Consider the following 23,580-nt stretch of genomic DNA (forward strand, 5'->3'; position numbering starts at 1 on the left):
AAGGTTGCAGGGCTGTAGAATAAAAAAAGTTTTCTCGTACATCGGACGTACTTTTGTCTTTAACAGACCGGTGGTGACCAAACACGCTCCCTATCTGCCTTTTACGCTGAGCATGAATTGCGGATTTCTTGTACTAGCCTGGGACTAAACGCGGACTTCTGGTTCTGGCCGGGCATTAAGCGCGGACTTCTTGTTTTAGCCGGGCACCAGCCGCGGAGTTCTTGTTCTAGCTGGGCATCAAGTGCGGAGTTCTTGTTCTAGCTGGGTATCAAGCGCGGAGTTCTCGTTCTAGCTGGGTATCAAGCGCGGACTTCTCGTTCTAGCTGGGTATCAAGCGCGGACTTCTCGTTCTAAATGGATTTATAGTAGTTAGTTTCTGCAGCAAAGAAAGAAAAGTAGATTTAAATGGATTTTATGTCGTTAGTAAGAAGAAGGATCGTTATCCTTGGCGGGATTCTTGGTTTTAGGTACATTAAATCCATTCAATCCCCTGAAACATTCGTTTTGAGCATAATTTAATACATGAATTCCATTTAGTGCTCGGACAGCCTATGTCCAACAGTTAAGTAATATAAGGTGAGCTACATAAAATCGGCTGCAGGAAGGGAGATTTGGATTCCACAAAATAGGTTCACACAAAATAGGTTCACACAAAATGGATTCCACAGAAATGGATTCCACAGAAATGGATTTACAGAAATGGATTCCGCAGAACGGATAACTTTCTCAAAAAAAGGCCGCCCCTCATCCATTTATGATGGCTTTTGGGACAGCCCCTTCCTACCTTGAATGATGCTGAATTTTTATTTATTTAGAGAAAGATAACCATCGACAAGACGAACATAAAGATCACGCCTGCGATCATTGGAACCGACGTTCTTTTCACAATCGCAATCGGGTCGGTCTTCACCGTACCGGCAACGATCAGCACGACCGCCGCAACCGGAGATACCGCGCGGAACAGGTTGCCCGAGAGTCCCATCGGTACCGAGATTGCAATCGGGCTGATGCCCGCAGCATCGGCTAGCGGGACCATCAGCGGCACCATGGCAAAGATCAGAGCCGTGCCGCTGCCGCTAAGGATAACGATCAGCGCCGTAATGGCTACCAGAACTAGCGGCAGAACGAAGTCCAGTCCGTTGCCTTGAATATTTTGCATCGATTGCTGAAGCGCATCCACCAAGCCGATGGATTTAAGTCCTGTAACAAAGACGGAAGCCGCAACCAGCAGGGCGACGATCGGAACCGCTCCGCCCATTCCTTTAAAGAAGGATTCCGTTTTATCGAGCATGCTTCTGTCGCCTTTATGGCGAATAACTTCGCAAATGATGGCCAGCACGAACGATACCAGGGTAGCCACCTCTACACTGAGCTCGATGGCATTGCCCGTCGTAATCTGAATCGCGTAAGTTCCCAGCAGCAGGATAATCGGGAAGATCGGCAGGATCGCATATACCGTTTTGAACAGCTTGCCGCCTTGGATGACGATATCATCCTTGGAATCATGGCTCACTTCGCCTTCAACCTGCTGATGGCTTGCCTTCTTGTCCATGCGCTTTTGCCAGAAGTAATGAACCAGGGCGATAAAGATCAAGGTCGGAATGGATACGACGGCATGATATCTGAATACATAGTCTGTTACCGACAGGTTGGCGAACATCGCATGCTTGGCTAGCTCCTGAGCAATGGCGACGTTGTCGCTGCCCAGCGGCGTAGGCACGATGGTGGCGGATGTAGCGATGACCGCTGCTGCGGAAAGCGCTGACATGCCGGCTTTTCTTAAGATCGGAAACAGGGTTGCCAGCAAAATAATCGCCAGGTTAGAAGCACTCGGAATAACGAGAGACAACAGATTGCCCAGCAAAAATACGATTGGCACCAGGATATAGGCCGATTTGATTTTGGAAATAGGCTTCGTTAAAGCATTGACCGTTACTTCATTCGCTCCAATGGAGGACATATAGGCGGTGTAGCCTCCAAGCAGGAGGATGATGAAGCCCGCAGCCGTAAAGGTCTGCTTGAATTGGGTAACGATGACCTGGAGCGGATCCAGCCATATGGAGCCTGTCGATGCAAAATCCTTGACGGCAATCTCGTTGCCCATAGCTGTAGCGACCAGGATCAGGATGATCCCCATCAGGAAAAGCGTGATTTTGATATCCATCTTCTTGATTAACATGTAAATAACGATAAGTACAGCTATAATCGCTGAGCCGTACATGACTAAATTAGACCCCATAGCGATGTTCCTCCCTAAGATGCAGATTGTGAGTGCTGATAACAATACAGTTCAGATGCAATTCAAATGCAGATCAAAGCAGTTATACTCAAAGCAGATCAGATGCGGTCAGTTGCGGTCAGTTGCGGTCAGTTGCGGTCAGTTGCAGTCCGGTCAGATCGATACAGGCCAGATGCGGTCAGGAACTGATTCTTAAATATGGAGGCGCAGCGGACCCAAGGTTCAGCTTAGTTGCACTTGCTCAAGCCTTCCATGAACCATGTTTTGAACATTTGCGGATCGATATCGACGCATACTTTGGCGTTGTTGGCTTGTCCCAGGTATCCTTTCAAGTCAACGACGGTGCAGCCCGAGGTCAAGGAGCCATTCGTCTCTACGTCCACGAACGTATCCACCACCGTGAACATTTCAGGCTGAAGGAGATAAGCGAGCGCGGAGCTGTCATACATCTTCAATCCAGTCTTCATGCTTCCGCCTCTATACTTCTGGAACAGCTGGTAGATCATTCTTCCCGTCTCGTTCATGTCTTTCAGCTGCTCGCTGTCTTCCGGGTATACAAGCGCTTTCCAACCAACGTCAAGCCCGACCATGACGATAGGCAGATTGCTACGGAACACAATTTTGGCCGCTTCCGGATCAGCGTAAATATTGAATTCAGCCATGACTCCGGCATTGCCCCGGCCCGTTGATCCGCCCATAAGCACGATCTCGGCAATTTTCTCTTTTACTTCCGGATACATTTTCAGCAGAAGCGCGGCATTTGTCAGAGGCCCGATCAGAACCAAGGTCATCGGCTGCTCGCTTTCCATAATGACCCGGTACATGGCATTGACCGCATTCTCCTTCAACAGGAGCTCCTTCGTGGGTTCTTCAAAATCATAGCCGTCCATACCAGTAGAGCCGTGCACGTTGCTCGCATCAATCGGTTCTTTGATCAGCGGTCTGTCAGCGCCCATGGCCACCGGAATGTCCTTCTTGAAAAACTTCAGCAATTTCAGAGCGTTCTGCGTAACCTTATCCAAGCCCACGTTCCCAGCAACGGTAGTAATCAAGCGTACGTCCAGCTTCTCGCTGTACAAAGCAATCGCTAATGCAACTGCATCGTCAATTCCGGGATCGGTGTCAATAATAATCGGTCTTTTGTTCATTGGTTTCGTCCTCCTTGAATAAACTGTGCTACTTCTTCTTCAGTCGGCATTCCGGTCTGAGCCCCAAGCTTCGTGGTCGACAAGGCCGCAACGGCATTGCCGTATTCGCATGCAGCCTTCAGCGCCATTCCTTGGCTTAAAGCAACGGCTAGTCCGCCATTAAAAGAATCCCCTGCTCCTGTCGTATCGACGACGTTGATATTATAGGCAGGAACATTCACCTCTTCGCCCGCCTCCAGGATCGATACGCCCTGGCTCCCCTTTGTAACGATCAGCTTGCCGCTGATGTCCTCGCCTTGAAGCTGCCGCTCCAGCACGATTTGCTCATGCTCGTTAGGCGTAAGATAGTCGACCTGACGTATCAATTCTGCGGGCAGCTCCTGAATCGGAGCCGGGTTAAGAATGACGGTAACTCCGTGCTCTTTGGCAATTTCTACTGCACGTTGCACACCTTCCAATAGTATTTCCAATTGCACTAGGAGAATATCACTATCCGCGATAGCTTCCCGCTTGGATTCTACAAATGCAGCGGTTACATGATGATTAGCCGCCGGTACGACAATGATGCTGTTATCCTGGTTGTAAACGGTAATCGTAGCCGTGGCGGTATGATCTGTAACCGGTTCCACATCGGACACGTCAACACCTTCATTTCTGAGGTGCTCAAGGATATCCTGACCGAAGCGGTCATTGCCGACGCAGCCAATCAAGCGAACATCCGCGCCAAGCCGTGCCGCTGCTACCGCTTGATTGGCCCCTTTTCCGCCGGGATTCATCTGAAACTGCTTGCCAAGGAGCGTTTCACCGATTTGAGGCACTTGGGTTGTTATGGTGACTAGGTCCATGTTGATGCTGCCAACAACAGTAATTTTTGGTTTCCGCTCCATTCCTATCTCTCCTTCTTAGGTTGATTCTCTCTCTACAAGCGTTACGTCCAAAATAGTATAGTTCGCCTGATCCATGCTCTGCTGCTGCTCCATGAAGCTCACCAGCATCTTGGTTGCTTTCTCTCCCAATTCATAAATGGGCTGCTCGATGGTCGTCAGCTCCGGCGTCGTCGCCTTGGACAGGCTGATACCGTCAAAGCCGATGATCGCTATGTCTTCAGGTACTTTTCTGCCCAGCTGATACGCCGCCTTAATCGCCCCGATCGCCATGATGTCATTCGCCGCAAAGATACCGTCAATATCCGGATGCCTTTGCAGCAGTTCCAGCGTCGCCTGAATGGATGACTGCATATCAAATTGACCATCCGCGATGTAGGTCTCGTCAAACCAAGGCTCCTGTCCGACGATTTCCATATAGCCTTCGCAGCGCTCCTCCGCATTGATTACACTGCTGTTTCCCTTGATATGGCCAATCCTGCGGCAGCCCTTGCTCTGCAAGAAGCGCGTTGCCATCATGGCCCCTTTCTTGTTCTCTACGACAATCGTCGGCAGGCCTTTGCTGATAACGCGGTCGATGCTGACCACTGGAATGTTCAGCTGCTCGATTTGCGTCGCTGTCAGCGTATTCGAAGAAACAATAATACCGTTTACATACTGCTGCTGCAGCACGTCCAGGTAGTTCTGCTCCTTCTTCCCATCTCCATCCGAATTGCAAAGAATTACATTGTACCCTAACTGAATTGCCGTATCTTCCACAGCTCTCGCGAGTTCAGGAAAGAAGGGGTTCGTAATATCAGGCACGATTAAGCCGATTGTGCTGGACTGCTTCTTGAACAGGCTCCTTGCTACCTCGTTCGGCTTGTAATTAAGCTCTTTAATCGCCTTCTCTACCTTCACCCTCGTATCCTGGCCAACATACCCGCTATTGTTCAGGACTCTGGACACAGTTGCTACAGATACGCCTGCATGCTTGGCAACATCTTTGATTGAGATCATAATTTCACTCCACTCATAGGTAACCGGTTACACACCCAATATACTCCGCATGGCCTAGGAAGTCAACTAGTTTTTTATATTAATTAGAACTTCCTCGCCGCCTCGAAACTCATAGCTGCCCCTTCCTAGAATCTAGAGTTCAACTCATATAGCAACCCTGATCCATATGCCAAACAGCGAAAAAGACCACCTGGCAGCCCAATCCTTGCCGGTAGTCTTGCGTGCAGAGCATAGCTTGCCCCACTCACATATTTTTCAGCTTATAGAACTCGCCTTTTCGCTGCAAGAGCTCGTCGTACGTCCCGCTTTCCACGATTCTCCCCTTCTTCATGACGACAATACGGTCTGCGTTCTTTACGGTGGATAGGCGGTGGGCGACGATAAATGTCGTTCTCCCCTGCATCAGCTGCTCCATCGCCTGCTGAACGTGGCGCTCCGATACATTATCCAGCGCCGAGGTCGCTTCATCGAGAATGATGATTTTCGGATCGCGGACCAGCGCCCGGGCGATGGCGATGCGCTGCCGCTGTCCTCCGGACAGCCTGCCTCCATGCTCCCCGACAGAGGTATCCAGTCCATCCGGCAAGCTGTCGATGACATCCTGCAAATTCGCCATCCAGATGGCCTGCTGCAGCTTCTCCTCGGAAATATGAGGCAGCCCGTACGTAATATTCTCCCGAATCGTTCCGGAGAATAGAATGTTGTTCTGCAGCACGATGGCCAGCGACTGGCGGTAGCGCCTCATGCTCAGCTCATTCATCGGAATGCCGTCCACCCAAATCTGCCCCGCCTGGGGCTTGTAGAAGCCGATAATGAGATTTAGAATCGTCGATTTGCCCGAGCCGGATTCCCCGACGAACGCGACGGTCTCGCCCGGTTTGACGGTTAAAGAGAAATCCTGCAGCACATGGCGCTCCGAGCCTTTATACCGGAACCCGACGCCTTCAAAGCGGTATTCTCCCTCGATTTGCTCGGGCTTGTGCCGCCCCTTGTATTCCTCCGTCTCCCGGGACATGATCACTTCCGTAATGGAATGCAGGGATTCGAAGCCCTTCACCAGGTTCGGGTATACGTTCAGGATCGAGCTGACCGAGTTGATGATCATGGCAAAAAAGCTCTGGTACATAACGATGTCCCCGATCTCCATATATCCCAGATAAGACAGATACGCGGTAAAAAACAAACAGCCGACCTGGAACAACTGAAAAACAACCCAGTTGGTCGAACCGAAATAAGCCTCCAGAATATCGAGGCGATAGCCGCGCTCCCGAATTTTCTGCAATGCAGCATCCACCTTGCGGATTTCTACCTCCTCCAGGCCGTGAGCCCGGGTAACCGGAATCATCTCGACGGTCTCGGAGACCTTGCCGGACATTTCCTCGATCTTCTTCCGCACCTCGCGGTTCTGCTTCGACATTTTAGAGCGGAAAAAACGGACGAAAGCGATCGCGGTCGGTGCCATAAAGACGAAGAACAGCGCCACTACCCAGCTGTGGTACAGCGTCAGGCCAATGACAATAAGCAGATTGATCCCGGCCGGAATCAGGCTTGTCATCATTTGCCGCGACAAGAAATCGATGGCCTCCACGTCCCGCAGCACCTTGGACTGCAGCCGCCCGGCGCTCATATCGCCATGATAGCTCAGGGACAGCTGCTGCATTTTACGGACCAGGGTGCTGCGAAGGCCTGCCTCCACATGCCGGACGGCCTTGCTGATATAGCTGACATGGAGCGTATGCATCGGAATATTCTGCAATATAACAACGATAATGACGGCCAGATTGATCCAAAATTCCCGAATGGAGTGGCGGTCGGGATAGCTAACGATATTGATGATGTTCGCCGTAACGATCGAGAGCACCCATTGGGGAGATGATTTTATGGCATAGCAGAACGCGGACAGGGCCACCTTGCTGATGTGATCGTGATACAAGCGTGCTAGCAGCCGAATTGGCTTGACTTTGGCCTCCTGCTCGTTTTGGAACACTTTGGAATAGTCGAGCGATATTTCTGATTTCGCCATGTTGTTCACCTGCTTTTTAGCTTATGATAGGTATGTAGATGCAGGCCTATATATCAGGCCAGAGTTAAGTATAGAACTCTCCTTATGTAATCTCTATAACATCTTCGGTCTGATTTAAAACGCAAGTTTTAACCAAACCGGACATCAAGGAGCATAATAGGCTATGACAACGACCTATCCTGACAAGCTGTTTCCCCACCTCCGTTCGGAGGCTGTGCTGTTCGCGCCGCATACAAAAACGGTTGATTCCGGCTGGATCTGCGGGCGGCATATCCATCATATGATGTTCGAACTGATGCTCGTCCTGGAGGGAGCCCATACGGCCGTCCTCGGCACGACGGAGTATGAGCAGCGGGCGGGAGATCTCATTCTCGTATCGCCGATGCAGGTGCATGACTACCAGGCGCGCCAAACGGGCAAGGTCTCCTTCTTCACGGTGCATGTGCAAATTGAAAATCCGGAGTTTCTGCAGCTGATCGCCACAGCAAATAAAGGGTTCTATCCGCAAGGACATCCCTTGAATGAAGCGGTCGTTCCGGTGCTTCTTCATTTCATGGACATATTTTACGAGCAGCCGGAAGCCAAACTGTCGCTGTTCAGCAAATTATATGCCATCCTCGAGCAAATACAGAACCATCTGTCTGCTGACAATCGGCACACGAGCCCGGTGCAAACCTCCGAGCTCCCTTCCCGAATCGCCCTGGAAATACAGAATCTCGTGCTGAACGGCGGCAAGCCTGCGGATATGGGCGAGCCTGCAGCACCCGGCGACTGGCTGGAGGGCATTTCCCGCAGGCTGGGCATCAGCCGAAGGCATTGCCACCGGGTATTCCGCCAGGCGTATGGCATGCCGCCCCGCGATTATTTCATGGTGCTCAAGCAGCAGGAGGCCGTACATATGCTCATGACGAGCAATGAATCCATCGAACGCATTGCCCACCGGATCGGATACGAAAATGTGCAGAGCTTCAGCCGGCAATTTACCGCCTGGGTCGGATGCACGCCGGGAAATTTTCGCAGGAATAACCTATAAGCTATTATACAAAAACGGCTTGAGCCTTCGATAGGCCCAAGCCGGTTCTTCCAATCCTGCCGAACGTAGCAGCTTATTTGCTGCCTTTGCTTTTCCCGCTGCTTCCTCCTGTTTCATAAAAGTCGAACTCATTCCAGTTGCTCTTGATTTGCTCGATCTGCTTCCGCATGCTCGTGCCTTCCAATTCGGCAACAAGTAAATATGTAATTCCCAGAATCAACGCGATCGTACTAAGAATGATAGGGCCGTTTCCGATAAAGTTCAGCATCTCGTTGAAATGATCCGCATTCCAGGCTTGAGTGTTAGCGCCATAAATCGCCGCAGCCAAATAACGTATGCCATACAGAAATGCAGATATCGTAATAAGGAGCATTCCTGTAGTCCTTCTATGCATCAATTATCACCTCAGCCTATGTATGTAATTAACCATCTGCTTAACAAAATATTCAAAAAATCGGGCTGCTGCAGACATCATTGCGTTCAGCAATTTCCCCGAAATTAGCCTGAAACACCTTATAACTACCTTCTTCGGGACTAAACGCAGTATGCCAATGTCCTTATGTCACAATTTTACAAGTAGTTACTTACTTTATACAAGGGACTTAATTCATACTATTATTCATGCTTTTAAATAAAAAAAACAGGAAAACTGCGAGAAAAAATCCCGCTATCTTCCTATTTCTCCTGCAATTTTAACTAATTTAAGTCTTATGCCTGCTTCCCCGTCGTCTCAAAGCCGTTAAAACGGTGAAAACGAAGCACGAACCGTAGTCGTCCCGCCCATTCATAGGTCTAATAGCCCAGATGCGAAGGTTCGAGCCTAGCAAGGCTTCCAGCTTGTAATAAATTGGTCAAACGCCGCTAATTATTTTCTACAGATTCGGAGGCACGCGATGCTGTGTGGCCTGTTCAAAGCCATAAGCCAAGCGGATGAGCGTAGGCTCGCTAAAAGCCGTACCCACAAAAGTTATTCCGTGAGGACCTTTCGTCGAATGCCCTTCCTCTGTTATCGTTCCTTCCGCAACAAAACCGCCAGGCACGGTAATCGAAGGGTAGCCCGCCCGGGCAGCGAGGTCGTTCATGTCATCATCGCCAAGGATCAGCAGCGCATCCAGCCGATATCGCTCGAGAGCCGCATCAATTCCCTGCCTTCCCGCCAATTCAAAATTTCTCCGCTTGCTGTTCAAATATACCTGCTCCGTCAAGGTACCGCTCGTCTGGTTCGACCAAAGCAGGACGTCCTGCCCGTATTTCAAAGCCGTCTCGGGGTGCTGTTCGTTAAAGCGGATTACGTCCTCCAGCGTACGAACCGGTACAGATTCCGGCAGTGTTCTCAGGTAATCATTCAAATATTTCTTGAACTCAAATTGCAGTACATAGGCATCCCATTCCTCGCCCTGGCATGGCAGTTCTACCGGATCGATCACCGTTGCTCCTTCGGAACGGAGCACTTGAATGGCATGCTCCAGCAGCGCCAGGCTCTCGTCATCAAGATGCTGATAATAATGCCTTGGAATGCCGATCCGGGCTCTTGCCAGAAAATTGCGATCCAGAAAAGGCGTATAATCTGAGAACGCCAAGCGATGCTTCTTGCAGGTAGAGGCATCCCTGCGATCCCGAGCCGTAAGCGCCCCCAATAGAAGCGCAGCATCGGCAACCGTGCGCGCCATGGGCCCTGGCGTATCCTGAGTTTCGGTAAGCGGGATAATGCCATAACGGCTAATCAGACCCACCGTCGGCTTGATGCCGACAATGCAATTCTGGCTGGCGGGACTGATGATCGAGCCGGAAGTTTCCGTCCCAATCGCAGCAGCAGCCAGGTTGGCGGCAACCGCTGCCGCCGACCCCGAGCTTGAGCCGCCGACAAATATTTCTCCCGGGCCATATGGATTCAGCGTTTGTCCGCCTCTTGAGCTATACCCTGCGGGCATCGTACTCGACATAAAGTTAGCCCACTCCGTCATGTTGGCTTTGCCAAGAAGAACAGCCCCGGCATCGCGCAATTGCGAAGCTACGAAGGAATCCTCCTTCGGAATGGAGCACGCTAGCGCTAAAGCTCCCGCACTCGTACGAGTCTTGTCATTCGTTCCCATATTGTCTTTCAGCAATACGGGAATCCCGTGAAGCCCTCCCCGGCTGCCCCGTCCTTTGCGCTCGCTATCCAGGGCCCGGGCGATGTCCAGCGCCTCAGGATTGACCTCAATGACCGACTTCAAGCTATGGTCATAGCGCTCGATCCGCTCCAAATATTGAGATACCAACTCCTCGGAGCTGAGCCTCCCTTCCTCCATCGCCTGCTGCATCATGCCGATGCTTGCTTCAACGATCCATTCATCAAGCTTGCTTCCCATCTTTCGCTCCCCTATCCTCTTCACTTGCCGCGATTTTCATATGAATTGCTGCTTCCAATGTTTAACCAGCCCGAGCAACTTAGGGCATAATCCCGTTTTTGTCCTGAACGGGCCGCAAGCCACAATGAGCCAGCACGAACACGAGCACGGCCAGTGCTGCAAGTCTAGCCTGCTTCTTATTCAATTCCCGCTTCCTGATAGGATCTCCTCCTTCTTTGCAAATACGTGACGATTCTCAAACCAAGGTACGGTTTAGATTTGATTCATGAAGCAAAGATGAACTTTTGCAAATATGTTTCCCTAGGTAAAAAAATATGTGTATAATTAAAATAATTTCACCACGTCCGAAGTGTCAAGATTAAATCCTAATATTATGAGCCTGATCTATTAGCGAATGGAGCAATCCGAAAAAATAACACACTCTTTTCAAAGTGTAAATCTACGGCATTTGAGGATTTTGATGAGTTATTGCAATTAATTTTTGCCTTAGGCAAATAAATTTGGTCTATACAAAATATTTTTCCAATATTATAATACACACTAAATTGCTTGAGGAGGGAATCGCATTCGAACTCATTTCACAATCCGCAGCACTAAAATATCATGGCAGGCAGCAGCGCTGCTCCTGCTGATGGTTGCACTAGCCTTGACGGTGGTTGCGGCGTCCGCGATCGGTCCGATCGGCATCCCGTTTCGCAAGACGATAGCTGTATTGCTGGCCGAAACCGGCCTTCCTACCCTCTCCTCTTTCTCAGAGAGGGAGCAGACGATCATTGCCGAAATGCGGCTGCCGCGAGTGCTTGTCGGAGGCTTGGCAGGGGCCGCACTCGGCGTATCCGGCGGTGCGATGCAGGGACTGTTCCGCAATCCGCTCGTCGAGCCGGGCTATGTCGGCGTATCCAGCGGCGCAGCATTGGGAGCCGTATGCGCGTTATATTTCGGATGGAGCCTGCTAGGCCCGTGGACTCTGCCTTTATCCGCTTTCGCCGGCGCTGCCCTGGCTGTGATGATCATCCTGTCCGTCTGGCAGCGGCATCGCCATAAATCGATGGCAACGCTGCTGCTGCTCGGGATCGGCATGAATGCCCTGCTCTCTGCGGTCATCAATTTGCTCCTGGCAAGCTCAGGCAGCGAGCAGGAGCTGAGGAGCATCGTGTTTTGGCTTCAAGGAGGCCTCGAAGCGCGGACATGGCATCACGTGCAGCTGATCGCTCTTCCCATCCTGGCAGGCTGTCTCGTTCTCTTCGCGTTCGGACGAGATCTTAACGCCATGCTGCTCGGGGATGAACAAGCCGCCAACGCCGGCATCAATGTGAACAGGATCCGTCCTTTCCTGCTGATCCTGACCTCCCTGATGACTGGCTCCGCCGTGGCCGTTAGCGGCATCATCGGCTTCGTGGGCCTCGTCGTCCCGCATGCCGTCCGGCTGGTGACCGGCCCGGATCACCGCTTCCTGCTTCCGGCCAGTGCGCTTGGAGGAGCGATCTTCCTCATTTGGGCCGATCTGGCTTCGCGTATGCTGATGCAGCCTGTCACTGTACAGGTCGGCGTAATATGCGCGCTGATTGGAGCCCCGTTATTTATGGCGCTGATCATGTCTTCCCGCCGAGGAGGTGCTTTAAAATGAACATGCTCGATTTTTCCGGTGTCAGCGTCATCCTGCAAGGGCAGCCGGTCTTGAAAAATCTAAATTTTACGGCCGCGAAAGGACAATTTATCGGCTTAATCGGCCCGAACGGCAGCGGAAAATCAACCCTTCTGCGAACGGCATCAGGATGGATCCCCTGCAGCAAAGGGCAGATCCGAGTGGCCGGAAAACCCCTTAGAAGCTATAAGCGCCGGGAGATTGCCCGCCTTCTCAGCTTCGTGCCCCAGGATACGCTGGTGGATTTCGATTTCCCGGTACGGGATATCGTAATGATGGGCAGGCATCCGCACATGTCGCGCTTCAAGGAAGTTGCCCATGAGGACAGGCTTGCTGCCGAGCAGGCCATGGTCTTGGCGGGAATTGCCCACCTGGCTGACCGCGCTGTCACCCGCCTGTCCGGCGGCCAGCGGCAGATGGCCTTCATCGCCAAAGCGCTGGCCCAGACTCCGCAGCTGATGCTGCTCGACGAGCCGATCTCCGCGCTGGATATCCGGCATCAGCTGCATGTGCTGGAGCTCGTCCGGCGGCTGGCCGACGATGGGCTGACCGTCATTGCGGCTCTGCATGATCTCAACCTGGCAGCCCGTTACTGCGATCAGCTCATCCTGCTGCGCCAAGGACAAATTCTCGGCAGGGGCACACCGGAAGAAGTGCTCACCCCGCCTAAGCTGCTCGAGGCATACGGGGTTCATGTCGGGCTGAGGCGAGATCCATGGCTGGGAAGCTTGACGGTAACCGCCATCGGCAAGAGCAGCGCAGACTCATCAGCAGACCAGGTTGATCTAAAGCCGACGGCGGTCTCAATGACTTAAAGGCAGTCACTTAAATATGGCATAACTTGAGACGGAATAATTTAAGGCGGAATGACTTGAAATGGAGGAACGAAACCATGAAGCTTATGAAAACGACCGAAAAAATATGGAGAGGATGGCTTATTGCCACCGCCTTCATTGCTTCCGGGTGCGCAAACGAAGCCCCGGCACTTAAAGGGCCCGAGCCGGCTTCCGCCGCTGCAGTGCAAAATTCACCGGAATCAGCGGCAGCGGATATTCCGGAATATCCAGCCTCCATGAGCGAGGAAGCACGCTATCCGGTGACGCTGCATATCGGCGGAACGGATGTAGTGATTCCCGATCGGCCTAGCCGCATAGCCGCCCTGTCGCTTGATGCGGCCGAAGCGGTACTGGAGCTATCCGATCCCGCGCGCGTTGCCGTGGTCACTCGCAGCGCAGCGGATCCTTCCCTAGCCTTCAACGCCGATAAAATAACCGGAGACATCGCGCAAATCGCCGGCGCGACATCCCTTGACCCGGAGAAGATTATGTCCTACAATTCGGATCTACTGATCATGACAAAAGGGCATGAGCAGGAGAAAGAGGCTGCGGAAATGCTGGGACAGGCCGGCATCCCCTTAATTAGCCTCGAGGTGTGGAATACGTTTGCGAAAATGGAGCAGAATTACGCTATCCTCGGCCAGGCGCTTGCGGAAGAGCAGGCCGCCGGGCGGATCATCCGCGAAGTGAATCAGAAGCTGGAGACGGCCCGACAGGCGGTGGCCGATCGCCCTCGTCCTTCGGTGCTCGTCATCTCTCCGGTCGGACCGGGAACAGGACCTTTTCTGATCGGTTCTTCCAATATTTCTGATGACATCGTTCGCCAGGCCGGCGGCAATCCGCTGGCGGAATCGTTATCGCTGGGCCGTTCCACTAAAGCTTCAATGGAAGCTATTCTCAAAGCGGATCCCGACCATATCATCCTGCTGCAGTGGAAGCCGGGGGACGATTCCGATCTGCGGGAGCTCACCGAGGCTGCCGGATGGTCCTCGCTTGCGGCAGTTCAGAAAGGCCAGGTACATACGATGACGGTCAGACAGATGCTGTATCCGAACCGCTACAATGCCGATACCGTTCTCGAGCTGGCGCGCCTGTTCCATCCGGATGCGTTCTGAATATGGGTTATAGCCCCAAGGAGTGAATTGAATGAGAGCCCTACTATTGATGTCCTATTGCCGCTTGCAGTCGATTGATGATATAAGCCCGTTCTATCAGCATTTATTCCATGGGCGGATTCCCGCTCCCGAGGTGATGGAGGAAGCGGTTAACCGTTATTGCAATCTGGCGAAGCCGGACCCGCTCGGCTCCACGACCATCCGTCAAGCAAATGCCCTAAAAAGAAGGCTGGAGCAGCGGCTCGGGGAACAGGTGCCCGTCTATACGGCCCACAAGCATACCAGCCCGTTTATTCCCGAGGCCATAGAGCAAATTCTCAATGACCGGGTAACGCATTTGTACACGCTGCCGCTATCCCCGCTCTATTCGAAGACGGGAACCGGAAGCTATCAGCGGGCTGCCGATCGGACTGCCGCCCTGGCCCACGATCAGCAGAAAGCGGATTTAATCATCACGCATATTCCGCCCTGGCATCTTCATGACCGGCTGGTTGCTGCGCTCAGCACGCGGCTGAACGAAGCCATGGCCTGGATCTCCGCGAATAACCGCAGCCGGACGGTCGTCATTTTTACAGCGCACAGCAAACCAGGCCTCCCCGCGCCCCACCAGGACTATATCACGGCCTTCGGCGAGCTGGCCCAAGCGGTCGCCCGCAAAGCCGGCTGCTCCCAGTGGAAGCTGGCGTACCGCAGCGGAGGCCCCGCCCCGCAAAAATGGCTTGGCCCCGACGTGCTCGAGGTTATGGAGAGCGCTGCGCGGGAGGGTGCGGCCGCCATCGTAATTTGCGACCTGCTCTCGATGACCGAGAACATTGAGACTTTGCAGGACTGCAGATTTGACGGATTGGCCAAAGCCCGGGAACTGGGCCTGGAATTTACGACGACGGAGTTTTTGAATGATGCGGATGATTTTATGACGGCCCTGGAGGAAATCGTACTAGCAGAAATGCAGCGGGAGGCGCTGCCATAAGTACAAGCAGCGCTGCGGCGGATTTATCATAAGCCATTTGAAGCCAGCACCCCTCCAATGAATGGAGCGACGGTTCCACGGTCAGCAGCTGTTCTGCTTGATATCTCGATCTCGATATAAGGATAAGGCCCTGATCCGCATACTACGGTTCAGGGCCCTTCTTATTGCCATATCTTTTATTGAGGATTTGTCGTCCAAATACCAGCGGATTTCACGAAAACACGCTGCGGCAGCTTCAGCGCAGCCAGCGCCAGCTCCGCGACGTCCTCCGGCTGCATCATCCGGTCTTCCTCACCGATGCTCAAGCCCGCGTTGACCGCAAGCTCCGTATTGACTGTACTCGGTGTCAGGGCAACTACGCGGATATTGTTCTTCCGCACCTCCTGCATAACCGCCTCCGTCAGCCCCATTACAGCAAACTTGGAAGCATTGTAGGCTGAGCCCGTGGCAAAGCCTCTTTCTCCCGCTGTCGAAGCGATATTAATGATATTGCCATAATTCTTGGCAATCATCTTGGGGAGCACGGCGCGGGTCATGTAATAGGTGCCCATCAGGTTAACCTGAATGATCCGCTCCCAATCCTTAGGATCCATTTCCACCAGCTTGCCGAATTTGGCTATGCCGGCATTATTGATAAGGATGTCCACGCCGCCAAGCTCGGATACAAGCGCATCGACGGCCTTCTCTGCCGCTGTCGGATCGGAAATATCGGCAGATGCGATTGCTGCCTTGATGCCGTACTGTCCCTGCAGCTCTGATTGCAGTGCCTCCAGGTCCGAAGCTGTGCGAGCGATCAACCCTAAATGAACGCCCTCCTTGGCAAGCGCCTGCGCAATCGCCTTGCCGATGCCTTTGCCCGCGCCCGTAATGATCGCAATCTGATTGTTCAAGCTCATGATAATCTCTCCTTTTTCTATACTTAGCCAACAAATGTTTATTCGCGATTCCAAGCTCTATTATACCGAACCTTCTTCGCCTATAACAAACTATAGAAACCAATGGTCAGAGGGCGCATTCCTCAATTTCGAAGCCAAGGTCTTCGATCATTTGATGATCCGCATTGGCCTCTTGCCCTCCGGTTGTCAAGTAATCACCGACGAACCAGGAGTTGGCTGCATAAAGAGACATCGGCTGCAAATGTCTTAGGCTGGACTCGCGCCCTCCGGACACGCGGATTTCCTTGGACGGGCAAATAAAGCGGAATAGCGCCAGCACCTTGAGCGCCTGCATAGGCTTAACCTTCTCCGAGCCTTCCAGCGGAGTTCCCGCTACAGGGATCAGGAAGTTAACCGGTATCGAATCGGCGTCTAGCTCCCGCAGCGCATATGCCATTTCAACAATTTCCGCCGGGCTCTCCCCCATGCCGATAATTACCCCGGAGCAGGGCGACATCCCCGAGGCCTTCACCTTTCCGACCGTCTCCACACGCTGCTCGTAGGAATGCGTCGTCGTAATGGCGGAGTAGTTGGCTTTGCTGGTGTTCAGGTTATGGTTATAGCGGTGCACCCCTGCCTCCGCAAGCCGTTTGGCCTGTTCATCGCCGAGCAGCCCAAGGCAGGCGCAAATTTTGAGGGGCATCGTGCTGCGGATTTCCGTCACGGCCTCAATAACCTGCTCCAGCTCCCGCGGGGTGGGCCCCCTTCCAGAGGCTACGATGCAGTACGTCCCGGCCTTGCGGGCCATCGCCTCACGCGCTCCCGCCAGCAATGACTCCTTATCGAGCAAGGAGTATTTCTGTACAGGCGCGCTCGAGACGATCGATTGCGAGCAATAGCCGCAGTCCTCGGGGCAAAGCCCGCTTTTGGCGTTCATAATCATGTTAAGCTTCACTTTATTGCCGTAGTAGTGGCGGCGAACCTGATACGCAGCCTGCAGGATCGGCAGAATTTGCCCATCATCCGCCAGCAGCACCGCCAGCCCTTCTTCCATCGTTAGCCGTTCTCCGCACAGCGCTTTATCCGCAAGCTGCTGCCAGTCCATCTTTTCTATCACGTTATGCATCCTTTTCTCGTCCTTTCTTGGTAAGTATCCAGACTATTGCTGGACTCCGAATTAATTGTTAACCTATAAATATTATATTTGGTTAACAATTAAACCAAACGAGAACATCTTACCAGAGATGTTTCACGATTGTAAATAGTCCCATGATTTTCTCGGTAAAATGCAACCGCTTCTATATGTCCTCGGATCTACGCTTCATGTCACCCCTCAACCAGGGCATAAAATCTAATATCTCCTTGATCCGTCTCGGCAATGACGATATCGCCGCGCTCCTTGACACCATATATTTTCGTCCCGACGGGAAGACCGCTGGCAGTTCCATTCGCAAATTCGTCTCCTACCCGGCTATATTTCAATATTTCCAGCACTAGTTCTCCTTTCGTCAGCTCTAGTTCATCAACCCATTGAATACCAGTTTGATACACAATGTCCTGATACACTATTATGTTAGCACTAGGATCAGATGCAAGGATATCACTCGCCGTAGGATTGCCAATCGTCGTCGACTGCTGCGGGGCAGGTCCACTGAATCCACAGCCTGTTATTATGAAGAAAAGAAGGGATATCAAGAGCAGACGAAACGAATTCGTTAATCGCAAGGCACGGATCATGATCAATTCCCCTCTTCCGATCGGCATCTATACCAATATGTATATAATAGCTGGTAGTTCATTTTTTCATATAAGCGATTCGCCGAGGCGTAAATAGCTTGAATCGATCTTTTAGTATAACCTTTTGGGCTCTCCTTTCACATTCAAGTCATGGTTGCTTTTTTCAAAGCTCTTGTTATCCATTTGTTAAGTACAATCATTAGATTAAGATACAAATACGACCCTAAAGCACCTGATAGAATCAAGCTTCTATAGCTCGTAATCTCGCTTCCATTCATCAGTCTGACTAAAGCAATGAGCGTAATTGCTCCTGCAATCATATAAACGATGGACATGATCAGATAATGGGCAGGCTTAGGGGAATTCAAGCGCATTTTTACCAGCCATTGATCAACTATTAGGGAGACGGGCACAGCTATGAATAAGAATATAACCAAGACGACTATGAACCCCTGCCCCAGCAAGCTTGCAAAGGAATAATAATAAATGCCTTCCTGCCGATCTGCTATTGCAGTGTAATTCAATAAGGAAATAACCAGGCTAACAATGAAAGCCGAGGATAAAGCACTAAATATTCTGCTTACCATGACAAAATTCCCCTTCATGACTATTTTCGCGCTCTTCAAACATATTGGTAGGTTCAACTTTTTTCCATAATTATACTCCGATGCAGCCTTCGCGAGCTGCTGCCTTTTGATGCGGCCTGCTGCACTACGGTTGACCCGCAGACGCTTCTGTCCACCGGGGCGGTTACGGAGGTGGGCATCGAGGCCATTCACGACCGTCTGTTCGAATATGAATATTTGCGTGAGGATTTCAACAAATACGCGCGACTGGCTCAGGAGGAATCCCCTGTTGCGATCTTAAGTGCCGCGACCAATGGAGAATTGGAACGAAGCAGTCGGTTCCGTGAGATGCTGCAGCCGGCTGGATTCGCAGATGAGATGCGAGCTGCTCTGATCTATGAGGGGAGGTGCTGGGGGTATTTAACTTTATTTCGCCGGCAATTATTTCTGGATGCGGAGCGGGATGTGCTAGCTGATTTCGTTCCCGTCATCGCATCCAGCTTACGCTCGACAAGCCTCTATTTACCGGAAGAAGCCGTGAGCAGAATTGAACAAGGGCCTGGTATACTGGTGCTGTCGGAACAGCTAGATTCGTTCTCAGCCAATGAAGCTGCCGAGAGTTGGCTAACCCTTCTGCAGCAGTGGGAAAGCATGGATAGCAGGACACTGCCTCGGCCAATCCGGGCGGTCTGTTCCCGCTTGTTGTCCCAGCCCTCAGGGGAAGCCCGACACTCGGACGAGGCTAAAGTGTCTCTTTGCCTCCCCGATCTGCCCTGTATCACAATTCGCGCAAGCCGTTTGCGCGGGTCAGCTGCGACTGGAGGAATTGCTGTCCTGTTGGAGCAGGCAACCCCCGCGGAGATGCTGCCCATGATTGCAGATGCCTACGGATTAACGGAGCGCGAGAAAGAAATTATCAGCGAGCTTGTAACAGGGGCATCTACGAAGGAACTGGCTCACACCCTAAATATTTCAACCTATACAGTACAGGATCATTTGAAATCGATTTTTGCCAAAACCGGGGTATCGAGCCGCCGAGAGTTAATCTGGCACTTGTTCTCCCGATTCAGCAACGTCTAAATCTTTTTCTCATAAACAACGATTTCTTTATTATTCTTCATGGTGAATTTCACCGGCCTCATTCCTTGTCTTTGCCAAAAGCGATGGCCTGGCTCGTTCCCGCTAATAACCCCGAGTCGGAACTTCTCCACCTGACGTTCCTTCATCATCTCATAGAAGAGGTTTAACGCTTTATAGCCATATCCCTTGGATTGATGCTCTTTTTTAATTTCCAGCAAACTGAGCCAAGTGTAGCCATCGTTCGGATTCACCATAAGGACTTCCAATATGCCGACGTACTCTTCCTCTTCTTTAATCAAATAGCGTTCTACGCCAAGCTCCAGCGACTCCTTGATCTCTGCCATGATCTCCTCCATGGAGAGAATTTCTTTATCATTGACTATTAGATTATAAAATGGATCTGAATTGAGTATGTCGGCTTCGATCTCTATCATATTTAAGGTCGATTTTTCTAATTTCATATAAGAATAACCTCATCTCATGTTAGTGTAACTTTTCATTATACTATTTCTTTGAGGTTGAATTCATCTGCCTCGATAGATAAACATTTGTTGAGACAGTCCTCATAATGATGCAGGATTGAGCTTTTTCCGGTAGCTGTTTTATAAATGGCCTGTTCATTCATAAAATTTCATATGTCCTTTATTCCTTTTATAATATTCCATTCGGTCGGTTAAGCTGCCCGTATGAAATTCAAACATATGTCCATCCGGATCTCGAAAATAGATGGACTTCTTGTCCTTCTCATCTCTTGTTCGTCCAGGAAGAATGTTTACTTGGAGCTGCTTTAATTTAGCCTCAAACGTATTAAATTCAGCCTCATCAATAGTGAATGCAATGTGAGTGTACGAATGATTCGAGGCACTTCGGTCTATATCCTCTTGATTGAGAGCGATCCATAAACCGTTCAAATCGAAATAAGCCAGTTTCCTTCCCTTGACTAATATTTTGGCTCCAAAGACTTCCCTATAAAATTGGATGGATGCATCCAGATCCGATACCGAGAAGCATAAGTGATTTACCGCTTTAATATCCATGACGTTACCTCATCCTAACTAAGTTGTAATCTTTACAATGCGCTTTATTTCCTGCTTACCGCATCCAGGAGCTCATCCAGCTTCTCCAGCAGCAGCTTATCGCTTTCCTGCTTTTTCTTCAGTCTCGCATCCACACTAAGAATTCCAAAGAAGATCAACAAGAGCAAAACAATAGTGATAATCGCCATCTCTATCAGCTCCTTATATCATATTTGCTGCCCATCTATTTCCCTGATACAAGAATAAAAATGACCCGACTAAAGATAGCTCCTATCTTAAGGTCGGGTCATGAATCTCAATGAGCTTAATTCTGCTTATTATGATTTATTCCTGTTTGCCTAACACGTCAATCAGTGCACGCGGAAGACTGAATTTCTGATTATTGATAATAATGCTTGTCAGATCTTCGGTGGAGTGATCCTGCAGATGCTTGATCGTCTGGACTTCATTCATCAGGCGCTCCATTTGGTGATCCAGCTCATCCGCGGTATCTGCCGCATCCTTCAGCTCCTGCAGCAGCCGCTCCGGGACGGACTGATTATATTTATAGAAAATTTTATGCTCCAGGCTGGCCCAGAAATCCATAGCGATCGTGCGAATCTGCACCTCAACGCACACCTGCTCCACACGATCAGACATAAATACCGGAACTTCGATAAGCAGGTGCAGGCTTTTATAACCATTCGGCTTAGGATTCTTGATGTAGTCCTTGATCTCGAGCACCTTTAAATCATTCTGCTTCTGCAGCATATCGCTCACTCGATATATATCCGATAAAAAAGAGCATGTGATCCGAATCCCGGCGATATCCTTCACCGTTTCCCGGATCGATTCGAAGGAGAAGTCCGCGCCCTTGCGGTACAGCTTGCTCATGATGCTCTCCGGGGATTTCAGCCTGGTCTTCGTGTGCTCGATCGGGCAGTAGTCGTGAAGGGATTCGAACTCTTCCTTCAAAATCTCAATTTTTGTCTCCATCTCGTCCAGGGCAAATTTGTAGGTCAGTAAAAAACGGGTAATCTCGTTGCGCATGATTTTCAATTGCTCGATTTGTCGTTCGCTCATATGGCTTTCCCTTCCTGCTATATAAGTTGAACTATTAAAATGCATCCCATTCTTCTAATCATCTTATATAGTTCACTTCTCCCTTATTATAACGAATTCGTACCCGTGATGCACGAAAGCCGGACAGCAGCCGCCTAAGGCCGCCCTAACGATACCCGGACACCCTGCCGTGGCGCCCTTCATACCATTGGGAGATCCCGATCATGACGCTCAGCCAAAATCCGCTAGCCAGCAGCGCTCCTGCAATATCGCTTGGATAGTGAACGCCGAGATAAATCCGGCTAATACAGATCATTAGCACCATTACGCAGCTGAAAATGATCAGGAGAATGCGTCCCCACCTCGGGCGGATATGACGCCATAGGAGAAAGGCTAACGCCCCGTATAACGCGAAGGCCGCCATGGCATGGCCGCTGGGGAAGCTGAAGCCTGTCTCTTCGACCAAGCGATGCGCAAATGGCCTTTCCCGCTGAAAGCCAAGCTTCAACAGCTTGTTCAGCAATGCCGCTCCGCCCAAAGAGGCTGCGAGAAACAGCAGCTCTATCCGATGCTGCAGCGCGAAGAATAGAAGAGCCATGGCCAACAATGCGATAACAATCGTAAACTTCGTTGAGCCAAGGGTGGAGAAGAACACCATAATTCCGGTCAAGGGATCTGCCTCAAAGCTCTGAACCCATGCTGCGATATGGAGATCATAGAAATTCAGCGGCTGCCGTACCGCTACAACAGCAATCAAGCCAAAACCAATCAATGCCAGAATGCCCCAAACTATGATAAACGGATTAAAACGCCGTTGTCCGCGCAATTGTCTCATTTCATTTCCTCTCTTTCTCTTGAAGCGCCATCGAGTGGCGGCAATGGTACAGCCAGCTCATCCTTATGCAGCTTCACGCTAAGAACGAGCCCGCTCGCGATCATGTTCGTAATCAAAGAGCTGCCTCCGTAGCTGATAAAAGGCAGCGAAATCCCCGTTAAAGGCACGAGCCCGAGATGCATCCCGATATTCACGAAGATTTGGAACACGAACATCGCCGAAATTCCGATAACGAGGTAGGAGCCTGCCAGCTCCTTGCTCTCGATGACGATATGGATCAGCCTGGCAATCAGGCAAAAATACAATAGCAGCAGCGCTGCCGAACCGAGAAATCCGTACTTCTCCCCGATAACAACGAAGATCGAATCGGAATAGGCGTAAGGAATATAGCCCTGCGTCAAAAAGAACCCATCGTCCCCGGCCAAGCTGCCCGAACCGATTGCCAGCATTGCATTTTTGACATGCCAGGATTTGTCGGGATCGCTGGAAGGGTCTAGAAACGTCTGTATTCTCGACATTTGATGCGGCTTGATGACCTTGGACAGCAATTCGTTATTGGCATAATACAGCCACAGAATGGTTCCGATCATCAAAGCGGCGCCGCCCGCAAACAGCAGCATGTACCTTAATCGAATATTCCCCATCCAGAGCATGCTGATCAGCACGCCAACAAAGACGAGCGCCGTGCCCAAATCAGGCTGCTTGATAATCAGCAGAACCGGGAGCATAAATACCAGACAGACCGGAAGCACATCCTGTACCAATCGAAGCTTCCGGCCCTGCCGTTTGCTCAGCATATGGGCAGTAAGCAGGATTGTGAATATTTTAACGAGCTCAGAAGGCTGAAGCTGGAACGATCCGATACTTAACCATCGGACCGCGCCGTTGATATTCTCCCCCATAAATTGAACTAATAGCAGCATGCCAATCCCGAAGGCGTAGAGAATATAAATGAACCTGCCAAAAATGACCCTGTAATTAAAAGAAGCCGCAAGCAGCATGATCACTATCGAAAGGCCAATCAGCAGCAGGCTGTTCCAATGCAGCCCCTCCAGCTTCGTCCCGGTTGTCGCCCCATAAACGGCAATTGTGCCTATCGCATTTAAACAGAGGATAATAAATAAGGTTGGCCGGTCTATATTTTTAAGCTTGCTAAGAAAAATCAT

Annotated in this window: 23 protein-coding genes; 6 read left to right on the plus strand and 17 right to left on the minus strand. The window is 50.9% G+C overall.

Annotated features, from left to right (window positions below; all coding sequences use genetic code 11):
• Window positions 1-811 precede the first annotated feature (811 nt).
• From dcuC to BN2762_RS19455, 5 genes are all read right to left on the minus strand, one after another.
• On the minus strand, window positions 812-2,239 hold the full coding sequence (gene dcuC / locus BN2762_RS19435) for a C4-dicarboxylate transporter DcuC (RefSeq protein ID WP_055108536.1): 1,428 nt from the start codon (window positions 2,237-2,239) through the stop codon (window positions 812-814).
• A gap of 227 nt (window positions 2,240-2,466) precedes the next feature.
• Entirely contained in the window at window positions 2,467-3,387 is a 921-nt protein-coding gene (gene rihC, locus BN2762_RS19440) for a ribonucleoside hydrolase RihC (RefSeq protein WP_055108537.1), read from the minus strand.
• Window positions 3,384-4,274, minus strand: coding sequence for a ribokinase (gene rbsK, locus BN2762_RS19445; protein ID WP_055108538.1), 891 nt, complete (start codon window positions 4,272-4,274; stop codon window positions 3,384-3,386). Before rbsK ends, rihC begins: the two co-directional genes overlap by 4 nt.
• 15 nt (window positions 4,275-4,289) lie before the next feature.
• The gene (locus tag BN2762_RS19450; RefSeq protein ID WP_055108539.1) at window positions 4,290-5,270 is read right to left on the minus strand and encodes a LacI family DNA-binding transcriptional regulator; all 981 of its coding nucleotides are present in this window, start codon (window positions 5,268-5,270) and stop codon (window positions 4,290-4,292) included.
• Between the two features lie 244 nt (window positions 5,271-5,514).
• Complete coding sequence (locus tag BN2762_RS19455; protein WP_055108540.1) at window positions 5,515-7,293, minus strand: ABC transporter ATP-binding protein; 1,779 nt, start codon at window positions 7,291-7,293, stop codon at window positions 5,515-5,517.
• A 163-nt stretch (window positions 7,294-7,456) separates the two neighbouring features.
• Here BN2762_RS19455 and BN2762_RS19460 point away from each other — a divergent pair, with 163 nt between their 5' ends.
• Entirely contained in the window at window positions 7,457-8,326 is an 870-nt protein-coding gene (locus tag BN2762_RS19460) for a helix-turn-helix domain-containing protein (protein ID WP_055108541.1), read from the plus strand.
• Window positions 8,327-8,399: 73 nt separating this feature from the next.
• Here BN2762_RS19460 and BN2762_RS19465 read toward each other — a convergent pair whose 3' ends face one another.
• Entirely contained in the window at window positions 8,400-8,720 is a 321-nt protein-coding gene (locus BN2762_RS19465; RefSeq protein ID WP_074048653.1) for a hypothetical protein, read from the minus strand.
• Between the two features lie 478 nt (window positions 8,721-9,198).
• A complete protein-coding gene (locus BN2762_RS19470; RefSeq protein ID WP_055108543.1) occupies window positions 9,199-10,677 on the minus strand; it encodes an amidase family protein in 1,479 nt (492 codons plus the stop codon).
• Between the two features lie 631 nt (window positions 10,678-11,308).
• On the opposite strand from BN2762_RS19470, the gene BN2762_RS19475 reads away from it, so the two are divergent.
• The 4 genes from BN2762_RS19475 (at window position 11,309) to BN2762_RS19490 (ending at window position 15,243) form a co-directional block, all read left to right on the plus strand.
• Entirely contained in the window at window positions 11,309-12,304 is a 996-nt protein-coding gene (locus BN2762_RS19475; RefSeq protein ID WP_074048654.1) for a FecCD family ABC transporter permease, read from the plus strand.
• Window positions 12,301-13,137 (plus strand): ABC transporter ATP-binding protein, encoded by an 837-nt coding sequence (locus BN2762_RS19480; protein ID WP_074048655.1) that lies wholly within the window; start codon window positions 12,301-12,303, stop codon window positions 13,135-13,137. The genes BN2762_RS19475 and BN2762_RS19480 overlap by 4 nt, the downstream gene beginning before the upstream one ends.
• Before the next feature lie 77 nt (window positions 13,138-13,214).
• Entirely contained in the window at window positions 13,215-14,273 is a 1,059-nt protein-coding gene (locus tag BN2762_RS19485) for an ABC transporter substrate-binding protein (RefSeq protein ID WP_055108545.1), read from the plus strand.
• Window positions 14,274-14,304: 31 nt separating this feature from the next.
• Window positions 14,305-15,243, plus strand: a complete 939-nt coding sequence (locus BN2762_RS19490; RefSeq protein ID WP_055108546.1) for a ferrochelatase — start codon at window positions 14,305-14,307, stop codon at window positions 15,241-15,243.
• Between the two features lie 176 nt (window positions 15,244-15,419).
• On the opposite strand, the gene BN2762_RS19495 is transcribed toward BN2762_RS19490, so the two are convergent.
• From BN2762_RS19495 to BN2762_RS19510, 4 genes are all read right to left on the minus strand, one after another.
• Window positions 15,420-16,139 (minus strand): 3-ketoacyl-ACP reductase, encoded by a 720-nt coding sequence (locus BN2762_RS19495; protein ID WP_055108547.1) that lies wholly within the window; start codon window positions 16,137-16,139, stop codon window positions 15,420-15,422.
• A gap of 106 nt (window positions 16,140-16,245) precedes the next feature.
• Window positions 16,246-17,223, minus strand: a complete 978-nt coding sequence (bioB, locus tag BN2762_RS19500; RefSeq protein ID WP_392391601.1) for a biotin synthase BioB — start codon at window positions 17,221-17,223, stop codon at window positions 16,246-16,248.
• Between the two features lie 221 nt (window positions 17,224-17,444).
• Window positions 17,445-17,855 carry a hypothetical protein gene (locus BN2762_RS19505; RefSeq protein WP_055108549.1) on the minus strand — a complete coding sequence of 137 codons (411 nt, stop codon included), beginning with the start codon at window positions 17,853-17,855 and terminating at the stop codon, window positions 17,445-17,447.
• A 143-nt stretch (window positions 17,856-17,998) separates the two neighbouring features.
• A complete protein-coding gene (locus BN2762_RS19510; protein WP_222861099.1) occupies window positions 17,999-18,481 on the minus strand; it encodes a hypothetical protein in 483 nt (160 codons plus the stop codon).
• A 132-nt stretch (window positions 18,482-18,613) separates the two neighbouring features.
• Between BN2762_RS19510 and BN2762_RS19515 the strand changes: the two genes are divergently transcribed.
• Window positions 18,614-19,501, plus strand: coding sequence for a helix-turn-helix transcriptional regulator (locus tag BN2762_RS19515; RefSeq protein WP_055108551.1), 888 nt, complete (start codon window positions 18,614-18,616; stop codon window positions 19,499-19,501).
• Here BN2762_RS19515 and BN2762_RS19520 read toward each other — a convergent pair.
• The 6 genes from BN2762_RS19520 to BN2762_RS19540 all read right to left on the minus strand — a co-directional run bounded on the left by BN2762_RS19520 (window position 19,498) and on the right by BN2762_RS19540 (window position 23,580).
• Complete coding sequence (locus BN2762_RS19520; RefSeq protein WP_055108552.1) at window positions 19,498-19,962, minus strand: GNAT family N-acetyltransferase; 465 nt, start codon at window positions 19,960-19,962, stop codon at window positions 19,498-19,500. The genes BN2762_RS19515 and BN2762_RS19520 overlap by 4 nt on opposite strands.
• A 156-nt stretch (window positions 19,963-20,118) precedes the next feature.
• Entirely contained in the window at window positions 20,119-20,538 is a 420-nt protein-coding gene (gene fosB / locus BN2762_RS19525; protein WP_055108553.1) for a metallothiol transferase FosB, read from the minus strand.
• A gap of 44 nt (window positions 20,539-20,582) precedes the next feature.
• The gene (locus BN2762_RS26980) at window positions 20,583-20,726 is read right to left on the minus strand and encodes a hypothetical protein (RefSeq protein ID WP_154674773.1); all 144 of its coding nucleotides are present in this window, start codon (window positions 20,724-20,726) and stop codon (window positions 20,583-20,585) included.
• A gap of 136 nt (window positions 20,727-20,862) precedes the next feature.
• Window positions 20,863-21,600: a GTP pyrophosphokinase gene (locus BN2762_RS19530; RefSeq protein WP_055108554.1), complete on the minus strand. Its 738-nt coding sequence runs from the start codon at window positions 21,598-21,600 to the stop codon at window positions 20,863-20,865.
• Window positions 21,601-21,745: 145 nt separating this feature from the next.
• Window positions 21,746-22,414 carry a phosphatase PAP2 family protein gene (locus BN2762_RS19535; protein WP_055108555.1) on the minus strand — a complete coding sequence of 223 codons (669 nt, stop codon included), beginning with the start codon at window positions 22,412-22,414 and terminating at the stop codon, window positions 21,746-21,748.
• Entirely contained in the window at window positions 22,411-23,580 is a 1,170-nt protein-coding gene (locus BN2762_RS19540) for an FtsW/RodA/SpoVE family cell cycle protein (protein ID WP_055108556.1), read from the minus strand. Before BN2762_RS19540 ends, BN2762_RS19535 begins: the two co-directional genes overlap by 4 nt.

Source organism: Paenibacillus ihumii (assembly GCF_001403875.1).
In the GTDB taxonomy this organism is placed as follows: Bacteria; Bacillota; Bacilli; order Paenibacillales; family Paenibacillaceae; genus Fontibacillus; species Fontibacillus ihumii.